We start from the raw sequence: 20300 nt of genomic DNA, 5'->3' as shown, positions 1-20300 counted from the left end.
TGGAAACCATATGTTTACAAATTGAGAACAATAATGGACAAGCTACGAGCAATGGAACTCTTTGTTAGACTTGCAGAGGTAGGAAGCTTTACTCGTTTGGCGGAAGAGCGAAACCTCTCAAAATCGATGATTAGCAAGGAAATTAGCCGTCTTGAAGAAGATATTGGTGCACGTTTGCTCCACCGTTCAACACGGAATATTCAACTTACCCAGGTCGGTTCTGGATACCTGGAGCGATGCCGTGAAATATTAATGAAATTAGATGATGCCGATAGTTATGTTCAAGATCATCAACATCAACCTAAGGGCAAACTCAGAATCAATGCGCCTATGGCATTGGGCCTGACCGATCTATCATTGTTATTTGCCGCGTTTATGCGCGAGTACCCAGACATTGAATTAGACATTCACTTAAGCGATGAGCCACTTGATCTGGTGAAGCAAGGCTTTGATGTTGGCTTTCGTGCCTCAAGTACCCGCTTCGATTCAAGTTATGTGGGAAAACCATTAACACAATTTAGTTATCATGTTTGCGTTGCCGCCGATTATTTTGAGTCCAACCCAAATATTAACCAACCGGACGACCTCATCCAGCACAACTGCTTGGTCTATAGTTATTTTCGCGGTAAGAATTATTGGCCGCTGGGCGATGGTGTCGAGGTCAGCGGCAGACTAAAAGTAAACAGCACACCTTTTATGATGGAGCTTATCCGACAAGGATTAGGCGTGGGATTTATTCCTGACTTCGTCTGCGATTATGATCTCAAAAAAGGCACGGTAGTTGAAGTTTTAGCCAATGTTAACAAACCTAAGTTGACGCTTTATGCATTATATCCGGCAAGACAGTTCGCGCCGCCTAAGCTTTCACATTGCATTGGATTTTTCGAACGCTGGTTTCAGCAACAAGAGAAAAAAAGTAGTTTATTATTTTGATAGCTGAGATCTGGATAAAAAAGAAATTGAAACAAATGTTCTCCGCCAGTTATTAACTGGTGTTTTTCACTGATAAATCTCCATCAATTTACTTTTTAGTAGGCTAAAGTTTTTTCGCCATTTTAATGATAATATTTTCAGCTCCATTGTCAGCAATCTGTGTTTCTCGGCTCACTTCTCGGTAACCGCGTTTATAGTACAAGGGTTCGCCAGCCAAGGTTGAGCCAAGCTCAATTAACTTAAACCCAACATCACGAGCGGCATTTTCTCCCAACTCTAATAATAGTGTCCCGATACCAAGACGCGTCCAATCAGGGTGCGTGTACATAGCTCTAATTCTTGCTGCGTCTTTAGTCGGATCACTAAAACTATCGTCTCGTCCTTTAGTATGATCACCGCCATAAAGCGTTTTACGCTTTCCCCAGCCACCACAGCCGACCATCACGGTTTCATTTTGATGTAACGTCTCGATCACAAAATACGTTTCGTCTTCAATCAAAGTTCGGTCAACCCCCATAGTTTCTTTCGCAGCTTCAATTTCAGATTGAGAAAGAAATGATTTCATATTAAATTCGATCGAAGCTTGCATGAGCGCGATGATTTTCGGAATGTCTTCTTCAGCGGCAATCCGATGAGTGAGTTTAATGGCGCTCAAATTATTTGAATGACTCATCTTTCTTTCTCAAAGCATTCAGTAATGTGATTCATAGAAACTTCCATTACAAGAAGGCACCTTTTATTCCATCAAACATATATTGAGTAGCCAGTGCAGCAAGTAATACACCGAGAATTCGAGTGATGGCGTTGGCGACTGTCTGCCCCATCATAGCAATGATTTTTGTTGCCGCTAACAGAATCATAACGGTCAGTAACAGCACGGATAACATTGAGCCAATAACGACCCCTTGCTCTTGCAGGTTCTCGGAATGGTTGCTCATCAACAACATAATATAAGCAATGCTCCCAGGGCCTGCCATAAATGGAATTGCCATCGGAAAAACAGATATGTCGTCATACTCGTCATCGGAATTTACTACCGTTCCGTCATCGCTGGCTTCGTGAGAAAATTCCGCTGATGCCTTTTCTCGTCTTTCAGTCCTTTTTTCAAAAACCATATCCAGAGCAATCAAGAAAAGTAATACCCCTCCCGCGGTCTTAAAAGCTAATAAACTAATTCCCAGCGCAGACAGCAGAGCATTACCAACAAACGCAAATAACAGCAGAATAATTGAACCGGTTATTACTGACTTAATAATCATTGAGCGTTTAAATGAAGCACTCGCACCTTCAGTCATTACTGCAAAGATCGGTGCAATCCCCAATGGATCGATCACCACAAAAAAAGTCACAAAGCTGCTAATGAAAAGTTCATACATAAGATTCGGCTCTCCCAGGAGCTCAGAATTGACATCTGAGCGCTAGCACAATGGATTGTACTTTACCCCTTCTCAACCTGACACTCAACTCGTCATCAATAAAGGACTCAAGCTCCCCACCAGTATTTCTTGCAGGCTATAACTCGACAGGCTAGCAAATCTCCTATTTCATAGACGTGATTTATAAAGGTGAAGAAGCAACCCCAACTTACAATTCGTTGATAAAGCAACAATTGATAATTACCCGAATGAGTCAGGTTCATTACCGAGCCTTTAAAATCTCATATAGAAATAAATAAGAACAGAAATAGTTGAGCTTCTCTGTTTTAATCCATCTTTTTTGAATTAACTGCTATTCTAAAAGTATCCCCTAAAAGATCATCGCCAAAACTTCATTCTACTTAAACTAGAATCGACTCTGGTCAAGAGGTGTCAATGCCACAATCATCAACAGATGCGCTATTCGCGAGACAACCCATCTATGACAATCAGATGAATTTATACGGTTATGAGATTCTTTATCGAGATAGCAATGATAATAATGCGACCATCGATGATCCTAGCTCAGCAACATTGAAATTATTAATGAATTACTGCAGTGGCCTGTTTGAAAATGTTCACAATACTTACGTCAAGATTTTTATTAACTTAACCAAAGAGCTGCTCATTTCTGATATTTTTTTCCCGCTTCCACCAGAGCGTGTCGTGATTGAAATTTTGGAAGATGTCGATGTCGATGACGAGCTATTAATTCGAATTTCTGAATTGAAACACCAAGGATATACCTTCGCTATCGACGATTATAATTGCTCGTTAAAAGTCGAAAAACTGTTACCACTGATGGACCTGGTTAAAGTCGATGTCCTTAATGTTGATATAGAGGAAATAAACGCGCTGTTTAAAAATCTTGCGAAATCACTAGGCAAAAAAAATACGCCTATATTGCTCGCTGAGAAGGTCGAAAGTGAGAGCGTACTAAAGGAATGTCAGAGATCCGGCGCCACATTATTTCAAGGCTTTTTTCTAAAAAAGCCCGAGATGGTTTTTGGTAAAAAACCTAGCTCTACCGGTCAGAGCGCATTACGTTTACTCGCAGCCATACAACAAGAAGGCGTAACGATAAAACACATCAGCGAACTAGTATCCCACGATATTAAAATCAGCTATCAACTGCTAAAAATTGTTAATAGCCCGCTTTGCCGGTTACCAAGAAAAGTTGAAAATATTCAAGAGGCTGTGGTTTATCTCGGATTAAAGACAGTTAAGCAGTGGATCATGGTAATGACACTCTCTAGCCAGGAAAAATGTCCTTTAGAGCTTTTCAGAGTTGTGTTAGAAAGAGCTAAGCTATGCGAACTAATTGCTCAAGACGAACCTGACATAACTGCTGATACCTGCTTTACAGTTGGGCTTTTTTCTAATATTGACCTTGTCATGAGAGCCGATAAAAACTGGCTATTGGAACAAGTTGGGCTTTCAACCGAAATCATCGAGGCCATCATCGATAAAAAAGGAAAGCTAGGAAATATTTTGTCGATATCAGAAGCGGTCGAGAATGCCAACTTCATTAAACTCGGCGAACTATCACCCAAGGATAATGGTCGAGTCGCCATCTTAAGTATAGAAGCCCAGCGATGGGCAAATAATATTTTATCTCACATCAAATAACCGGCTTTAACACTATGACGACTGATTCAATTTTGATCACGGACGATTCTCAGGAAAATCGTATGCTATTAAAAGGTCTGCTTGAGGATAATTATTCAGTCGCAGAAGCTGATTCGGGAGAAGCATGTTTAAGTGCCATTGCAGAAAGCCCACCAAGCCTGGTACTGCTGGATATTAATATGCCGGGAAAGTCCGGGTATGAAGTTTGTATTGAGCTCAGGAAAAACAGTCGTACCAGTTCATTGCCGGTCATATTTGTTTCAGGTATGGACAGCACAGAAGAGCGCCTTGCCGGTTTTGAGGCCGGAGCTGATGACTTCGTTACCAAACCCGTCGACTTTGAACAGTTGAGTAACAAAATAGAGAGTATTCTCCACAAAGGTAAAGAGCTAAAAACTGCCAGGGAAAACGCCTCAGGCGCGGTTCAGGTAGCTGTTGAGGCCATGACTTCAGGAAGCGAATTAGGTCAGGTTATACAATTTGTTAAACGACTACAGGAGCTAGACACTGAGGAAAAAGTTGGTTTGGCAATAGTCGATATCATGAACGCATTCAAACTCAATGTTTCTGTGTTAATCTTTGGAGACTCACCACTTTTTGTCGGATGCAAAGAGAATAGCATTGAAGCAAAACTCTTGGAAAAATTCCGTATGGCTAAGGAACGAATTACCAATTCAGGAATTAGGACAATCATTCTAAGTAAAAACTTCATTTTTCTGGTCAAGAATATGCCACTAGATGACGAAAGCCGTTACGGACGCTTCAAAGATCATCTGGCAATTTTGGCAGACATTGCTGACAAAAGATTGGAAAGCTTAAAAATGAAGCAAGCATTGGAAAATCATAAAGTAGAAGTGTTAAAGCAAGTGATACAACTTACTGAGCAGAAAGTAGCATACGTAAAAGAAAAAATTCAGTTACACACGGGCAACATTAATGATGAAATGAATGGCATGATTGCTAATCTGCAAGGCATACTCTTTTCTTTAAGCTTAGATGAAGATCAAGAAATAAAGCTAATGGCGCTAGCTTCAGATACTTCTAACAAGTTACAGGAAAGTGCTAAAAACACGGCACACCTTGATTCCAACTTAACTCGGGTGCTAGAAGCATTATATAAACTGTTAGAGGAGCATCAGTAGTGAAAGTCTCACCAATCAATTAAAATTTATTAAGCAGTCCGTTCGTCACCATGCTGAAATTAGCTAAAATTCAATTAAATATACTGGCAAGGTAAATCACATGCTATGTCCACTCACTCGTCACTATCGACAACGAACAACGAAACGCCAATTTTGATGCAAAAGTTCCTGGTCATTGTCGCTTACTTAGTATTGTTTTTCTCTGCGCCCCTTCATGCCAAAGAGAGAGACTTATTATCGATTAGCCTAAAAGAGCTCATGGCGATTCCAACGAACAAAGGCGTTAAACAAGACCTTGGAATATTTCAATCAGACTCGCAACCAACCACTGCAAACTCGATCAATTTTGGCTTTTTGGCTGGCTTAAGTATTAGCGCAAAATACTCTGCGGTTCAGGTAGCAGCAATTGATCTGGCAGTCAGCGAAATTAATTCAATGGGAGGAATTGGTGGACGCCCTCTCACAGTTTTGCGAGGTGACGATCATCATTCCCCAGATCGCTCGGTAAAGCTCGCTAAAAAGATGATTGAACTTCATCGAGTTGAAGCAATTCTTGGGCCTGTCACTTCGGATAATTCTTATGAAGTTTTAAGGCAGGTTGCGATCCCGCTTAATATTCCTGCTATCACTTCAACTGCGACAGCAAATCAGATTAATCAACTTCCAGGTATCGATCTTTATTGGCGACTGGTGCCCAGTAACCGACAACAGGTTAATTATATTCTTGATCATCTAGACTCCCTTAACCGATTAAAAAGAGTATATGTCGTCGCCGGTCGCGACTTATACAGCAATGAAATTCTTGATGGCATCAAACTCGGTATCGAGCGATATAATGGCAAGGTGACTGGAGAACTTCGACTAACCCCCTTGGCAGACATAGCCTACATGGATTTACAGCATGAAATGAACATGATCAGGAAATCGAATCCAACGGCGATAATAATCACCTTACCTGTCATTCAAATCAAAGCATTTTTACAGAAAATCGAAGCCTTGTGGCGCGGTCCGTTGCCAACGATTTTTCTTGGCGATACGATGCGAGCAGAAATAGTCAGCGATACAAAATTAGATAAAGTGAAAAAGTGCGTTCAATATATCATACCTGCGCCAACCGCTAATCTAGATATTGAAAATCAGATTCGAAAACTTCTGAATACAGACAGCCTTGATTATGACGCAACCTACATTTATGACATGGTGATGCTATTTGCCTTCGCTAAAACAATCGAATATGAAATGGGAATTAATTTTTCGCGGGCAGTAAAACTGCTGACAGCTTCAGGAAAGACAATTACAAAGAAAGACTACCCTCAACTTATTCCATTATTGAAGAAACACAAACAACTACATTTTGTCGGTATTAGTGGTTCAATAAGGTTTGACGAATATGGTGATAATATTGATGCACAATTAAAGCTCTTTCGTTTGATTGAGCCGAGTAAAATATTACCGAAATGCCAACAAAAAATACCTGAAATGGATAATTGAAGTAGGCCTGGCCTCAATATTTGAACACCTTTTGCGTTAACTTCAATTGAACTGGTTTTTAAAATTTGAAGAATGGGTAAGAGTTGCCAGCTTTTGTCTGTAATTCCTTGAACCTACTTGAAACTCGAACATAGATAACCAACCTGTTGGGATAATATCACTCGTACTAAAATATTGAATCAACCAAAATTCACTTTTAAAAAATTGCTTTTTTCACTCAAAGATTCGAGAGCCAGATTTAGCAAAACTTAAGCTTATTTTTCACTAAATCCGGTCTCATTATTCACAATTCTATATGTCGACTATCTTTCCTAAGGCTCCTTCACAATAAATCCAACACCGTCATAACTTGATGGCCAGTCAGCGGATATTAACTTGAACTTCGCATGACCACTATTCACCGTTTTTGTTTCACCATTTGACGCAGTATCGCTCAAACCGTTTCCAGAAACTTTTACTCTACCATCACTTCTGACCTGGAGTGTATAAGTTTTCTTGGTACCATTCTTGTCAACTTCAACGGACCAGTTCCACTTGTCAGCTCCCGATTCATCCTGACAATTATTAACATTTATCAGCAATTCGGTTTGTGCAGAAATAGCCACTTCTCCACCAGTTGCACTAATGTTATCGGTACAGCTACCGGTATGGCTCACGCTCTTTATTTTTACTTTCATTTTAGGTGAGTTCACATGAACAGAGAAATAGCTACCATGACCATATTTACCGAAGTAAGGATCATTTGCCGCTGCAACAGTATCGACCTTAAAGATACCGTCTTCATTATGGTCTGTGTAGGCTACCCAGGCTGCGCTGAGATTTTTCTCTGCTAACAAATCAACAACTACCTGGCTTTCCATAGCATTCCGGGGAACATTGTGATGCCAACCTTCGCCTTTTGCCGCCTGACATATTTCATCTCCTTCGTCCTGAGTTCCGCTGAAAGTCGCTCCGCCATCAGCAGCTGTAACAACATCCCAAATCTCGGCGTAACTATCTTTATCATGTTCGTTTGGAAATAGGTAATGATCGGTGTTCCAGAGATTTCGCCGGCACGCAATTGCATAGGTATTAGAGCAAGATCGATCATACCAGGCACCATTGTCGTCGATAACCACACAACTACCGTCTCCATTCGGTTGTGAAGTACTGAAGGTCCACAAAGCATCGCTGTTACGAAATTTACCGTCGGTATTGCTTGGTCCTGGTGGTCCACAATACTCAACTACATTCTGTTTATTGACCCAATCATCATGGGCTTCTTTGTTGTCGCAACTCGCGTTAGTTTGCAGGCCGCCCCGATGCCAAAATACGCCGTCCCAGAGTTCATTGCCAGAGCCTGGTTTACCACTAGACATAAAGAAAACAAATCGCTTTCCACGATCACGAATAACCTGCTTGGTGATTTCTTTTGTTGGCAGATTGATCCTGACGTTATCGCCATTTTCTCGCCCTTCATATTCACGCCCATGAGGAAAATCAGCTTCATAATCTAGAGGCGTATAAACATATTTACTAATATCGACTCTATCACGTAAATTCTCGAAAAACTTTGTTCCGTCACTACCACTATCTCCGTTAAGATTTTCTACGTGAACCATCACAACTCGTTCAGTGTCGTAGGTATCTTGATCTTTCGCCCACTCGTTCAACTCGATAAATATTGTCGCCAACTTGACCTCTCGACCACGAATGCAATTCCATTCAGAATGGCAAAACTCAAGATTTCCACCATCGTTGTAATAGTCCAGTTCAATCCATTCAGCTCCAAGATCAATTTGATCTCTGACACTTATTTTATGCTGTCCGGTTTGATTCAGTGAAGATACCGGTATCCCATATTTTGATGAATTGTAACTGTTGTGAGTTCCTAAAACACTGGTATACAAAAATGGTGTATCGGCGGCAATTCTCCGCTGTAACTCCATCGCGTATTTTGCCTGGTCGTCGGTAGGATAATCATCATAATCATAATATAGCCCCAAATCATCAAGCATCTGACCGGCAGACGGCGCAGCAGACACATTAGACGCTGCACACGCAAAAACTAAAATAGCCGATGCCAGAGTTTTCCTTATCCCATCCCCTGGATGACTAACAAACTTTCCAATATTCATTTTTCACCTCAATCCTAGTTATTGATAAAAATTAGCATCACTTGGCGATACTTGAGTTAAAACTGACACCTAGTGATAGCTATAAGACGTACCAGAAATTTAATCGTCCAAAAAATTTTAATTAATTAACCTGAGCTCTTCTTATCCAGAATTCAGGTTAGTTAAAAATACGACATTAAAAGTCGTTTAATTGACTCGATATTCAGGCATTCGTTTGTGATTGGAAAATGGGAGATTTCTCAGCTGGAATAGATTTCAGTTAAATCCAGTAAATACCGACGAGCGATGCTCCAGCCATAGAAAGTAATACTGTTTGAGAAAGGATACTGTTTGAGAAAGAATACTGTTCGAGAAAGAATACTATGACAGACTCAGCGCCTCTTAAGACTGAGCCTGTCGTCTAATTGACTAATTTAGAACATGAAGTATCGGAATTAACCATGCCGCAAGTGGGGTGCACTGCTCAAAACCTTCACCTTGAGTCTGGAATGGATCGCTATAACAATTTCGGCTTTCATAATATGACGGCAAGATATTGGACTCACCGATCAGATCAGGAGATTCGATGCCTGGTGCAATTGGACCAATAAAAAGTTTTTCAAAGATCTTTTCTCGGCCATTCGCATTATTCCAAAGTATCAAACCACCATTTTGACTGAATACACGATCATACGACTCTCGCGGATCGTCAAATCCTGCCTGACGAGGTAGTTTAGGTGATACAGCCATCCATTGATGATTACCGTCAAGATTACCTATCCAGGAATGGAGAATATTAAAAATCCCCCTGTAGTTATAATATTCTTGACCGTAAATAATATTCACACCTGCCAGCTTACCTAAGCGCTGCATTTCCAATGAGCCTAAAAATGCGATTTTGGACAATTGCATAGAATTGAATATCGGCGCAAATTTTTGTGGATCAAAAGAACCATCTCCTCGTAAATACATATCCCCTTTAACTCGCTCTACGATATCAGTAATTTTGAGTAAGCGAGCACTGTTTCCTTCGCCGGAAAATGCCGCAGTTAAGGACGCATCTGAAACATGATTTGTTAACCAGCCGATCATTTCTTTTTGTTCATCAGTCAGTATCTCTTTGACGATATCTTTGCCTAACCTGACAGCTAGTGCCTTTACATCATTCTGAAATGCCTGATAAGAGTGATAAAGATTAAGTAGTTCTTCGTCACTGACTAAGTCTTTCAATTCATCTTGAAGTCGATCACTAAGCTCATCTAATCCTTCTTTAACTTCACAAACTGCAGGAGATACCGCGCCTGCTTCACCGGTATAAACCGGGCCATAGCAAGCAAGCCAATCAGCTATCGGTTTGACTGTCTCGACAAGTCCTTTTTGGTCAACAATATTTGCCGCAGTCTGGATATTGGCTTTTATATACTCTTGACCGGCCTTTCTCACAATGTAACTTCGGTATCTGGTGAAAGCCGCATTAAGAGCAATGGTTTTTAAGTCAAGTTCTTCGCCGAATACTATCAGTGCTGCAACTAAAACAAGCGCTTCAGCTGCTTCACTACGTGTCATTTCCGGTAGTCCGAGTGCTCTTGCCGCCTCAGCTAAATCAGGATTATTTTCGAAAAAGTTAGCGAGGGCTTGTTCGAGATCTCTGATCAGTTCCTCCGCATCTTGTATGCCTAAAATTGCCTGATCGACTTCAGATTTCCATCGGCATAATCCTAGCGCGCGCTTTTCAGTTTGTATTTCATGTTTGGTTTTAACAATTCCCCAAGAACCATCAGCCAATAATCCCCACTCATCTTGATTGTAAATAAATTCGCAAACTGCAAATTCAGCAACCGGAGTCAAAGAGTCAATAATGGCTTGTTGTGCTGCAATTTGCTCCGTCGTCTCACCATGCTCAGAATCGTATCTAGCAATCAACGCCTGGTAGTGCTGTTGACGCGCAATATTTTTATTGATGACCGCATGGATCGATGATTTTAAAATGTTGATTGGATGCGCAAGTCGAGCGGCTTCGTTTTCATATTCTTTCATTAAAGCAAGATACTTTGCTGTACCAGAGGCGCGGTACTGTGCTTCGACCAGATGACTGTCTAATAGACGACTCTTAATCGCCACCTCATTAACAGTATTTTTCCATGATGTACTGATAGGTCTCGCCGGTTGATGCTTGGCAATATACATTTCTAACAATTTGTGACGTAGCTCGACCTGTAATAAATCCTCATCGGTCAAATCGAACACATCGCCGGCATAACTATTAACATAGGTATGACTGAAAACATCTGCCGCTGAGTGCATCAGGTAACCATAATAAAAGGCAGTCATTGAATTGTCATACCACGATGCGTTGTAAAGATAGGATAACCAATCATCGGTAGTCCATCCGCCTTGTGCTGCATGGACGGTGATTTGTCCTCCCAGAAAATCAGGCAAAACATCAGGGCCAATCGTTCCTAATAGAAAATAATCTCGGTTCGCCAAAATCCTTGAAACGACGGTAGAGTCAACTTCGAACTCTCCAAATGGCTGAATGGTTACCTTTCCATCCTCGAGATCGGCCAAAATTTCTTCACCAATGTAGAGGTGAGTTTTTAGTTCCAACGCATTCGTGTTGAAGCCAATTAACAATACCAATGCGGCAAATAAATATTTTAATTTCATACTTTTCCTATCGTGTGAACAAACTCAATTAATCACATTAATACCAGGTAACCAAATCAACTCCACAGCCGTACGCTTGCGTGGTCATTACTCTGGTAACCGTCTAAATATATTTGATTAAATTTTAAACAGAAGAGATAAACGAACAAATTGATAAAGAATCTGACTTCCCTTACAAACCCCTTCCCAGCTTCAAAACTAACAATCGATTCTTGTGAGAAGAACATAATTTCATCAGGTTGATTTTATTTGATCTGGCTAATTGAGTGGGTTGGCAGACTTGACTACAACTGGCCAGAATTAGTGCTCTTCGAAGAATGACGACATACTACAAAAGAACCCGCTAAAAGCCCAGTAGTTTTTCCCAATAATCCTTGTTTGAGCGCTTACAAAATTTTCCAGGCAAAAGTCTCAAATGAAGTTAATGTCCCAAATTTTAACAACCGATCCATTTAGCATTCCATCGCGCCATTTTGTTAAGTCCATGACTTGACAACTCTATTCCCGTAGACACTTTAGCTCATACTTTAAAGCAATGGCGTCAACCAGTACTTTTTCTTGTTCTCAAAGACTACAGTTTCTAATTTTATAACTTTATCATCATAAATAATCTGGGGAGGAATGATCCAAATTTTATCACCAATTTTTTGAGGAATATTGATTGTCGAGTTTTTCCCTAGACGCAACTCAGCCGTATATCGATAAAAATTATTACATCCCAGCAATTTAGCAAAACCGCAATTTGGATTTGTCGGCGGCGAAAACTGTAAATCTTCAAAAATAAATTTTTCATATTTCACGCCATCATTCGACAACTTAACAATCCCCGATTTTAGTTTAACAACTTCGTATTTGGTTAATCGGATATCTAATATAACGGCGTTACCATAGGGATTTGTGGTGACAAAATAATGCCCACTTTCTAAATCATGAGCGAAACTCATGGGCGGCGTTGTCCCACTTATTGACATAGCCTTCCCCCCCTCACCACGGGGATAATTGAATACCCCGGAGGTTGGTACGCAAGCGGTCAAACCGATTACGAGCATTATGACTGAAAAAATGATCCTCATTTCGGCTACCTATATTGACTGATCGTTAATTTGAAAACTCAAGCCTCGTTTTGTTTGAGTTGCTTGCCATATATATTTGAGATTCACACATTAAAAATTTGATACTGAAGTCATTGGATGACCATTTCACTGTCAACTGAATGTGTCAATTTTTACTTGGTTGAATTAGCTCTAAAATGTTAGTTTACAACATGGTTTCTATCGCACAACGACAAATTATCGTAGCAAAGCCTACTTTGAAAATACAAAAACAACATTAAATAGGGAGAATTCGACTTGAAAAAATTACTGACCCTGACACTGCTAGCTTGTTTAAGTGGGCTTGTTCTCGCTGATTCAGGCTATCAAAACCCCCCTAAACTAATGGCTGACCTGGTCGATGCTCCTAGAAGACCTGGTGCCACAATTTCGCCGGACAAGGTTTGGGTTGCGCTGTTGCAACGTCCTGGCGCTCCCAGTATCAGCGAGCTGGCGCAGCCCGAAGAAAAGCTGGCGGGACTAAAAATAAACTCGGCGATCTTTGCACCTAGCCGCTCGCGTGGTTATACAGGAATAACATTAAGACAACTTCAGGGTGATGGTAAAGTTGTACTGAACGATTTGCCAAAAGGCAAAATCATGAATGTATCTTTTTCTCCAGACTCAAAGAACCTAGCATTTGTTCTCGAAAATAGCAAAGGACTTAGCCTATGGAATTACAACCTCAAAAAGAAAAAAGTTAAACGGGTTTCCAAATCCTATATCAACGCATCTTTAGGTGGCAGCAAATATCGCTGGAAGCGTAATTCAAAAGGTTTTTATACAAGAGTTACAGTAAGTAGCGCAAATCAGAAACCCAAAGCATCACTCGAAAATATTGAACCGGTTATTCAAATCACCAGTGGACAAAAAGCTGCTGTAAGAACCTATTCAAACTTATTAAAAACCCCTCAAGACGAAGCACTGTTTGAATTTTTGGCGACTTCACAGATCGCTGAAATTAGCCTGAAAGGAAAAGTAAAAAAATTGGGTAAACCAGGCATGTTTCGTTCTTATGAACAATCTCCCAATGGAAAATATCTTTTGGTGGCCCAATACCAAAAACCATTTTCATACCTGGTTCCAGCCTATCGTTTTCCCTTACTTACCGAAGTTTGGGACACTCAAGGCAAACTGGTTAAACAGGTTGCTAACTTACCATCAGGTGAAAACATACCTAAAGGTTTTGACTCCGTTAGAGAAGGACGGCGAAGTATCGCCTGGCGATCAGATAAAGCAGCAACGCTCGTTTGGGCCGAAGCCCTTGATGGCGGGGATATGAAAAAGTCAGTCGCATTTCATGATTCCGTCCATACTTGGAAGGCGCCTTTCACTAAACCCGCGGAGCTACTACAAAAAGTCGAACGGCGCTATGCGGGAATTGAATGGGGAAACAAAGATTTCGCGATTATTAGCGATTGGCGCTTTAGTGACAGGCAATATCGCGCCTGGAAGTTTTCTCCAGATAATCCGAATGCCGAAAAAGTGATATTCGAGCAGCGTTCTTATAACGACCGATACAAAGATCCGGGAAGATTTGTTTATCATAAAAATCAATTTGGCGTAGATGTAATCAAGGTACAAGGTAATAACAATAAGGTTTTATTAACCGGTCGAGGCGCGTCTCCGAAAGGCAACATTCCTTTCATGGATGAATATGACTTTTCCTCTCAAAAAAAGAAGCGTTTATGGAAATCGGAAGCTCCTTATTATGAAAGAGTGGTTGTTACCATTAGTGATGATGCGACAAAGGTTTTGACCTTACGCGAATCACAATCTGAGCAACCCAACTTTTTTATTCGTGATATCAAGAATAAAAAACTTTCACAATTCACCCAGTTCCCACACCCCTCACCAGCCTTCAAAGGGATCAAAAAAGAGCTGATAAAATATAAACGAAAAGACGGCGTTGAGTTAAGCGGTACACTTTACCTTCCGCCAAATTATGACGAAAAGCAAGGGCGTCTGCCCGTATTAATGTGGGCCTACCCGCTAGAATACAAAGATAAGAGTGTTGCCAGCCAGGTAACAGATTCTCCGTATGAATTTGTTCGAGTTAGCTATTGGGGACCTCTGCCCCATTTAGCTCAAGGGTTTGCTGTTTTTGATGATCCCAAAATGCCGATTATCGGTGCCGACGACGATTTGCCCAATGATACTTTTAGAAAACAATTAGTTGATAGTGCTGAAGCAGCGGTTAAAGTGCTGGTTGATAAGGGTATTGCGGATCCTGACAGAATCGCGATTGCCGGTCATTCTTACGGTGCATTTATGGTCGCTAATCTACTTGCTCATAGTGATTTATTTAAAGCAGGCATTGCCCGAAGCGGCGCCTACAACCGCACATTGACACCATTTGGTTTTCAGGGCGAAGAACGCAGCTTTTGGGAAGGCCAGGCAGTTTACTCGAACATGTCTCCATTTTTTCACGCGGAAAAAATTGATGAGCCAATGTTAATGATTCACGGTAAAGAAGATCCAAATTCTGGAACATTTCCGATGCAATCTGAGCGTATGTTTGCTGCGATGAAAGGACTTGGCGGAAATGCTCGTCTGGTGATGTTGCCTCATGAACAGCATGGTTACCGTGCTCGTGAGTCTTTACTTCATCTTTTATGGGAACAACATGAGTGGCTTGAGAAATATGTTAAGCCTACTACAGTTAAAAGCGCAAAAAATTAAAATGAAGTAACGAAGGTGACGACCAGTATTCGTACTTCAGGTCGTCACTTACGAATTTCATTTCTTCCGAAATGGTCCTGCAGACCGAATCCTTTATCTACTACGAACAACGATATACGTTTCCAGTTAAAGTCACGTTCGTCTGAGAAGAACCACCACCGTGCTCAGAGTCATAACTGCTAGTCTGCCCGGCGCGCTGGGTAAGAATGTAAATAACATTTCCTCCCATAGTGTGTGCTTTGTTTTTCAAATCATTTCGCGCGCCAGTTTCCAGCTGTTCGTTTGAGGTAAATCCTCCGGTAAAAAAGTCTCCCTGATTACCGGTAATATCTCCCAAAAACTGACACTCTTTGCCTGGTTCTTTGTGAGTTAAACGAATTTTTTCAGCTCCAGGGCTCAGCTTAATCGCTTGACAGGCAGATAAACTCAAAGCAATAACACCAATAAATATTTTCTTCATAACAATAACCTTTTACATTTTTTGCTAATAACAGTTTGACGCTTTTGTTTGGCCAATTAACGGGAACTCAACGCCTCTATCGAGTAATGATTGAAGTATTTGCCAATATTGACCAGCGAGAATTTAAATAGATTATAAATTTGGGCGGCGTGTGAAAGTAGTATTAAAATGTAGAGAATAGTAGGCGTTTGTATTGAAAATCGTTACAAAAGCGCGAGGAGAAAATGACTCCCTCAGGGATTTTCGCATATCATCGGCCAAATCGTTTGCCAATTTGGATAGCAGCCCAGGCCATGGGTAAATACGCGACAGCGATATCAAGCACAATAAACCAGGTTGGCGCAGGAATAATCAATGACGCATAAATTCCGCCAAATAAAAACACAGCCCCAATCCCATAGGCAAATTTATTCTGGTGTGATTTGGCCACAAAGAAAGCACCCAATGCCCCGGAAAATGTACCCAATGCATGGGCAAGAAATGGTACGATAAAATGCTTCGCTTCAAATAGATGCATAGAAGCACTGATGCTTTCGGGATCTGTAACATCAACACCCGGTGGCGGTGGCACAATTGACGCACCAACAGTTATCAACCCCATATTCACAGCAGACCCGACAACCAGTCCAACAATTACCGAAAGTATATTTCTAACCATTGTACTCTCCTTTTAGCATCGACTTGGCGTCTGTGACAGGGCGAGTGAGGTGCTGTGAAATTCCTCACCAGCTTTTTCTCTAGTAATGTTTACTATAGCTGGTTTAATTTTAAAATTTTATATTTCTGGTAATGAAAACGAGACTCTCGATTTATCTCTTCCATCTCTAAATGAATCGGTTCGCTAAAACAGGGCGCATCATGCACAAAAGTATGAAATTCACCGTCCTCACCGCAAGGGTCAACACCATCAGGTAATCCCTCCAACAACAAACGATCAAACTGCCGACCGACAAATCCCCCATCTAACTGGGTCGTATCAACAGTGCAAACGAATGTCTTTATTTTCCTGTCGATAATTTCCTGCGCAAGTGCATCGGTATTTTCACCTAACAGAGGAAACACACATTTCCACCCAGCGGGCTCAATATAGCTTCGCCGATAATCGACAATGCCATTACAAAACATATCACCAAACGCCACAGCGTCGAATTCAATTCCACAACTTTGCAGCGCGTTAACCACCAAGGATTGATAAACCTTGTTGTCAGGAAAAACTTTCGGTAATTCCTGAGTAATGAGTGGAATGCCAATTCGTTCAGCTTGTGCTCTAAGCATTTCCAGAGGTGTTGCTTGAAATGGAATATAGTCCTGATAATAAGTGGTAAAAAGTCCAACGACTTCATAGTCTGGTTTTTCCAGCAATCGCAACAAAGTTAAAGTTGAGTCTTTACCTGACGACCAGCTTACGATGACTTTTTCACTTTTTTGATTTTGCATAATACTTTAACTTGAAATGCCAATAGTGTTTTACCAACAGAATTTTGCAGTCATATTAGCGGATTTTCTATCATTAGAAATTATTTTTATCACTAGAACATTTTGTTGGTTGAGAAATCCGCTTACTCTGTTAAGCTCCTTTTAATCACACCTGTCATCCGATGAGTTATTAACAACCCTATGAAAATCGTGGAAATACTGCTTGTTGAAGCACCTCACCAACCGGGCAATATGGCCAAAGTATTGACCATAGTCGGCGATATGGGAATTACTGTTGAAGGTTTAAACGCGGTGCGTCGCTTATATCGTGACACTATTTGGGAAATTACCATTGAATATGATGATTCCCTGAATATGCAATTGCTGGTCGATAAAATCAACGAACTACCGGAAACGAAAATTGTCGGTAAATCAGATCGAGTTTTCAACCGTCACAAAGGCGGCAAAATCAAAACTCAATCGAGTATTGAAATCAACTCGCTTGAAGTGCTACGTGACGTTTACACACCTGGTGTAGCCAGAGTTTGCGAAGCGATCAAAAAATCACCGGAAAAAATTAAAGAATACACGAACATTCAAAATACCGTCGCGATAGTAACAGATGGAACCGCCATTCTCGGTTTAGGGGATATCGGGCCTGAGGCCGGATTACCGGTAATGGAAGGAAAGGCTGCTATTTTATCTGAGCTGGTAGGAGTCTCCGGCGTTCCAATTCTTTTAAAAGAAAAAGATCCACTCAGAATCATCGAGACTGTAGAAGCAATTTCTCCTTCTTTCGGTGCGATTTTATTAGAAGACATCAAAGCACCTGAGTGTTTTAAAATTGAAGAAGAGTTAATTTCCAGAATTTCCAAGCCCGTGTTTCACGACGATCAACACGGCACCGCAATAGTGGTCCTTGCCGCACTTCTCACTGCCACTAAGCGCGTTGGCGTCTGTATCAAAGATAAAGTATTCGGCCAAATCGGTTTGGGTGCTGCCGGTATGGGGATCTGTAATTTGCTACTAGATTATGGTGTTAAAGAAGTGCTCGGGGCGGATATTAATGAAGATGCAAAGAAAAAGTTGCGCGGCCAAGGTGGCACCCCAGTGAGTCTCGATGAATTAATGCAACAAGCAGATATTGTCGTCGCAACAACTGGCGTAAAAGGTTTAATAAAACCTGAAATGGTCAGAGAAGGTCAAATCATTATGGCGCTCACCAATCCCGATCCAGAAATAGAACCAGAGATTGCACTAGAGCAAGGCGCGATTTTTGCGACAGATGGAAAAACCGTTAACAATATGCTGGCTTTTCCGGGGTTATTTCGCGGCGCCCTGGATGCCGGTGTTTCGGAGATAACCCACCAAATGAAAATCGCAGTGGCAGAAACCCTGTCAGCCCTGGCGAAAGAAGATGCATTGGTCCCTTCGGCGTTGAACAAAGAAGCACATCAGGCAGTTTCTGAAGCGGTTTACCAATGTGCTGTCGACGTGGTCGGTAAAAAGCACTAATAGAAAGCCTGGCGCAAATCCTCAAATTCTGATTGGTACTGGAAACGCCACAAAAATTGGAACTAGTCAGCACTGGAATCACTTTTGGTGCTGGTTAGCATTACAAGGCTAAACTATCTCATCCTCAAATTCATAGTAATAATCTATCAACTCAATCATAATAAATAATTTTATCTATCAAACTTTATCTTCTATAGTTATTTCAAATATTAAGGCATGGGTAGTCAAAACAGGCCAAAGCAGCAAATAACTATCGGAGAGACAGAAATATGAGCAAATCAAAACTAACGACATCAGCCGGCGCGCCGGTAGCCGATGATAACAACAGCGTAAGCGTTGGTGCGCGAGGTCCACTTACATTCGACAACCACTACCTGTTTGAAAAACTGGCGCACTTTAACCGCGAAAGAATTCCAGAGCGAGTTGTGCACGCCCGTGGTACCGGGGCTTATGGTACTTTCACCCTGAATAAGGCTTTAACGGACTACACCATTGCCTCGTTTCTGCAAAATGTCGGTGATAAAACCGATGTTTTCGTTCGATTCTCTACTGTTGGTGGGGGACAAGACTCTAGCGACTATGCGCGAGACCCAAGAGGATTCGCGATAAAATTCTATACCGATTCGGGAAACTTTGATTTGGTGGGTAACAATACACCTGTGTTTTTTCTGAATGACCCGATTAAATTTCCAGACTTTGTCCATTCACAGAAAAAAGATCCACGCACAAACACCCCGAATGCAGCCAATATGTTTGAGTTTTGGGCTAATCATCCACAATCTTTACATCAAATGACGATTTTGATGTCAGACCGTGGAATTCCCTATTCCTACCGCCACATGCACGGATTTGGTTCACATACTCTGAGTTTCTGGAATGATAAAGGTGAAAGGTTCTGGGTGAAATGGCATTTGAAAACCCAGCAAGGTATCAAAACCTTAACCGACGACGAAGCCGCCACTATGCCGTCGTTCGGCGCTCAGCAAGATTTAGTTGATGCGATTGACCAAGGTGACTTCCCTCGTTGGGATGTGAAAATTCAGATCATGACTGAAGCTGAAGCCAACAGCTATCGGATCAACCCTTTCGACTTGACAAAGATTTGGCCCCACTCTGACTTCCCTTTAATCGAAATAGGGACACTTGAACTCAATAGAAATGTTGAAAACTATTTTGCCGAGACAGAACAGGTGGCCTTTGCTCCCAGTAATTTGATACCGGGAATTGGCGCTTCACCAGACAAAATGCTGCAAGCTCGATTAATGGCTTATCAAGATGCTCATCGCTATCGTGTCGGTGCAAACGTCAATCAGCTGCCTGTGAACGCTCCCCGCTGTCCGGTGAATCATTATCAACGTGACGGTGCTTTCGCTGGTATGTGTCCTTTCTCAGGCGGAAATAATAATCAAGGTGCCGGTGCCAACTTCTATCCTAATGATCGACAAGAAGCTGAGCCGGACGCAACCGTCGCAGCTCCGCCAATGCCAGTTTTAGAAGATGCATGGATTGGCTATCACGATCAGTCAGAAGAAGATTATTATTCCCAGACTGGCGATCTATTTCGATTAATGAGCGACGATCAGAAGCAACAGTTAGTGAACAATATTGCTGGTGGACTATCGCAGGCAAACCAATCAATACAGGAGAGAATGATCGCCCAATTCACCAAAGCGGATCCGCAATATGGAGACATGATAAAGAAAGCGCTTGGCTAAACGGGCATGAGTCAAACGGCAAACTGAATAAATCGACTGAATTTTTAG

General features: G+C 41.5%; 15 protein-coding genes. 7 read left to right on the top strand and 8 right to left on the bottom strand.

The features are described from left to right. Positions 1–33 precede the first annotated feature (33 nt). The gene (locus FLL46_RS04715) at positions 34–933 is read left to right on the top strand and encodes a LysR family transcriptional regulator (RefSeq protein ID WP_142892324.1); all 900 of its coding nucleotides are present in this window, start codon (positions 34–36) and stop codon (positions 931–933) included. Between the two features lie 103 nt (positions 934–1036). Here the strand turns inward: FLL46_RS04715 and FLL46_RS04710 are convergent, their stop codons facing one another. Together FLL46_RS04710 and FLL46_RS04705 are read right to left on the bottom strand one after the other, a co-directional pair. Continuing rightward, the gene (locus FLL46_RS04710; protein WP_142892323.1) at positions 1037–1606 is read right to left on the bottom strand and encodes a GNAT family N-acetyltransferase; all 570 of its coding nucleotides are present in this window, start codon (positions 1604–1606) and stop codon (positions 1037–1039) included. Positions 1607–1652: 46 nt separating this feature from the next. After that, positions 1653–2309: a MarC family protein gene (locus tag FLL46_RS04705; RefSeq protein WP_142892322.1), complete on the bottom strand. Its 657-nt coding sequence runs from the start codon at positions 2307–2309 to the stop codon at positions 1653–1655. Positions 2310–2744: 435 nt separating this feature from the next. Between FLL46_RS04705 and FLL46_RS04700 the strand changes: the two genes are divergently transcribed. The 3 genes from FLL46_RS04700 (at position 2745) to FLL46_RS04690 (ending at position 6610) form a co-directional block, all read left to right on the top strand. Further along, entirely contained in the window at positions 2745–3977 is a 1233-nt protein-coding gene (locus FLL46_RS04700; RefSeq protein ID WP_142892321.1) for an EAL and HDOD domain-containing protein, read from the top strand. A 14-nt stretch (positions 3978–3991) separates the two neighbouring features. Continuing rightward, the gene (locus FLL46_RS04695) at positions 3992–5119 is read left to right on the top strand and encodes a response regulator (protein WP_142892320.1); all 1128 of its coding nucleotides are present in this window, start codon (positions 3992–3994) and stop codon (positions 5117–5119) included. Between the two features lie 105 nt (positions 5120–5224). Continuing rightward, positions 5225–6610 (top strand): ABC transporter substrate-binding protein, encoded by a 1386-nt coding sequence (locus FLL46_RS04690; RefSeq protein WP_142892319.1) that lies wholly within the window; start codon positions 5225–5227, stop codon positions 6608–6610. 311 nt (positions 6611–6921) lie between these two features. Here FLL46_RS04690 and FLL46_RS04685 read toward each other — a convergent pair whose 3' ends face one another. The 3 genes from FLL46_RS04685 to FLL46_RS04675 form a co-directional block, all read right to left on the bottom strand. Further along, positions 6922–8727: a hypothetical protein gene (locus FLL46_RS04685; protein ID WP_142892318.1), complete on the bottom strand. Its 1806-nt coding sequence runs from the start codon at positions 8725–8727 to the stop codon at positions 6922–6924. Positions 8728–9135: 408 nt separating this feature from the next. Next, complete coding sequence (locus FLL46_RS04680) at positions 9136–11373, bottom strand: zinc dependent phospholipase C family protein (RefSeq protein WP_142892317.1); 2238 nt, start codon at positions 11371–11373, stop codon at positions 9136–9138. 527 nt (positions 11374–11900) lie between these two features. Beyond that, the gene (locus FLL46_RS04675; protein WP_142892316.1) at positions 11901–12344 is read right to left on the bottom strand and encodes a hypothetical protein; all 444 of its coding nucleotides are present in this window, start codon (positions 12342–12344) and stop codon (positions 11901–11903) included. A 378-nt stretch (positions 12345–12722) separates the two neighbouring features. Between FLL46_RS04675 and FLL46_RS04670 the strand changes: the two genes are divergently transcribed. Further along, entirely contained in the window at positions 12723–15146 is a 2424-nt protein-coding gene (locus FLL46_RS04670) for an alpha/beta hydrolase family protein (protein WP_142892315.1), read from the top strand. Positions 15147–15246: 100 nt separating this feature from the next. Here the strand turns inward: FLL46_RS04670 and FLL46_RS04665 are convergent, their stop codons facing one another. The 3 genes from FLL46_RS04665 to FLL46_RS04655 all read right to left on the bottom strand — a co-directional run bounded on the left by FLL46_RS04665 (position 15247) and on the right by FLL46_RS04655 (position 17043). After that, complete coding sequence (locus FLL46_RS04665) at positions 15247–15606, bottom strand: DUF4156 domain-containing protein (RefSeq protein WP_142892314.1); 360 nt, start codon at positions 15604–15606, stop codon at positions 15247–15249. A gap of 250 nt (positions 15607–15856) precedes the next feature. Beyond that, positions 15857–16264, bottom strand: coding sequence for a hypothetical protein (locus FLL46_RS04660; RefSeq protein WP_142892313.1), 408 nt, complete (start codon positions 16262–16264; stop codon positions 15857–15859). Between the two features lie 92 nt (positions 16265–16356). Beyond that, on the bottom strand, positions 16357–17043 hold the full coding sequence (locus tag FLL46_RS04655; protein ID WP_142892312.1) for an adenine nucleotide alpha hydrolase: 687 nt from the start codon (positions 17041–17043) through the stop codon (positions 16357–16359). Positions 17044–17223: 180 nt separating this feature from the next. On the opposite strand from FLL46_RS04655, the gene FLL46_RS04650 reads away from it, so the two are divergent. Both FLL46_RS04650 and FLL46_RS04645 read left to right on the top strand, forming a co-directional pair. Then, positions 17224–18537 (top strand): NAD-dependent malic enzyme, encoded by a 1314-nt coding sequence (locus FLL46_RS04650; RefSeq protein WP_142892311.1) that lies wholly within the window; start codon positions 17224–17226, stop codon positions 18535–18537. Between the two features lie 269 nt (positions 18538–18806). Beyond that, positions 18807–20252: a catalase gene (locus FLL46_RS04645; RefSeq protein WP_142892310.1), complete on the top strand. Its 1446-nt coding sequence runs from the start codon at positions 18807–18809 to the stop codon at positions 20250–20252. Positions 20253–20300 lie beyond the last annotated feature (48 nt).

It is taken from the genome of Aliikangiella coralliicola (assembly GCF_007004725.1).
GTDB lineage: Bacteria > Pseudomonadota > Gammaproteobacteria > Enterobacterales > Kangiellaceae > Aliikangiella > Aliikangiella coralliicola.
This window is presented reverse-complemented; position numbering and strand designations above follow the sequence as displayed.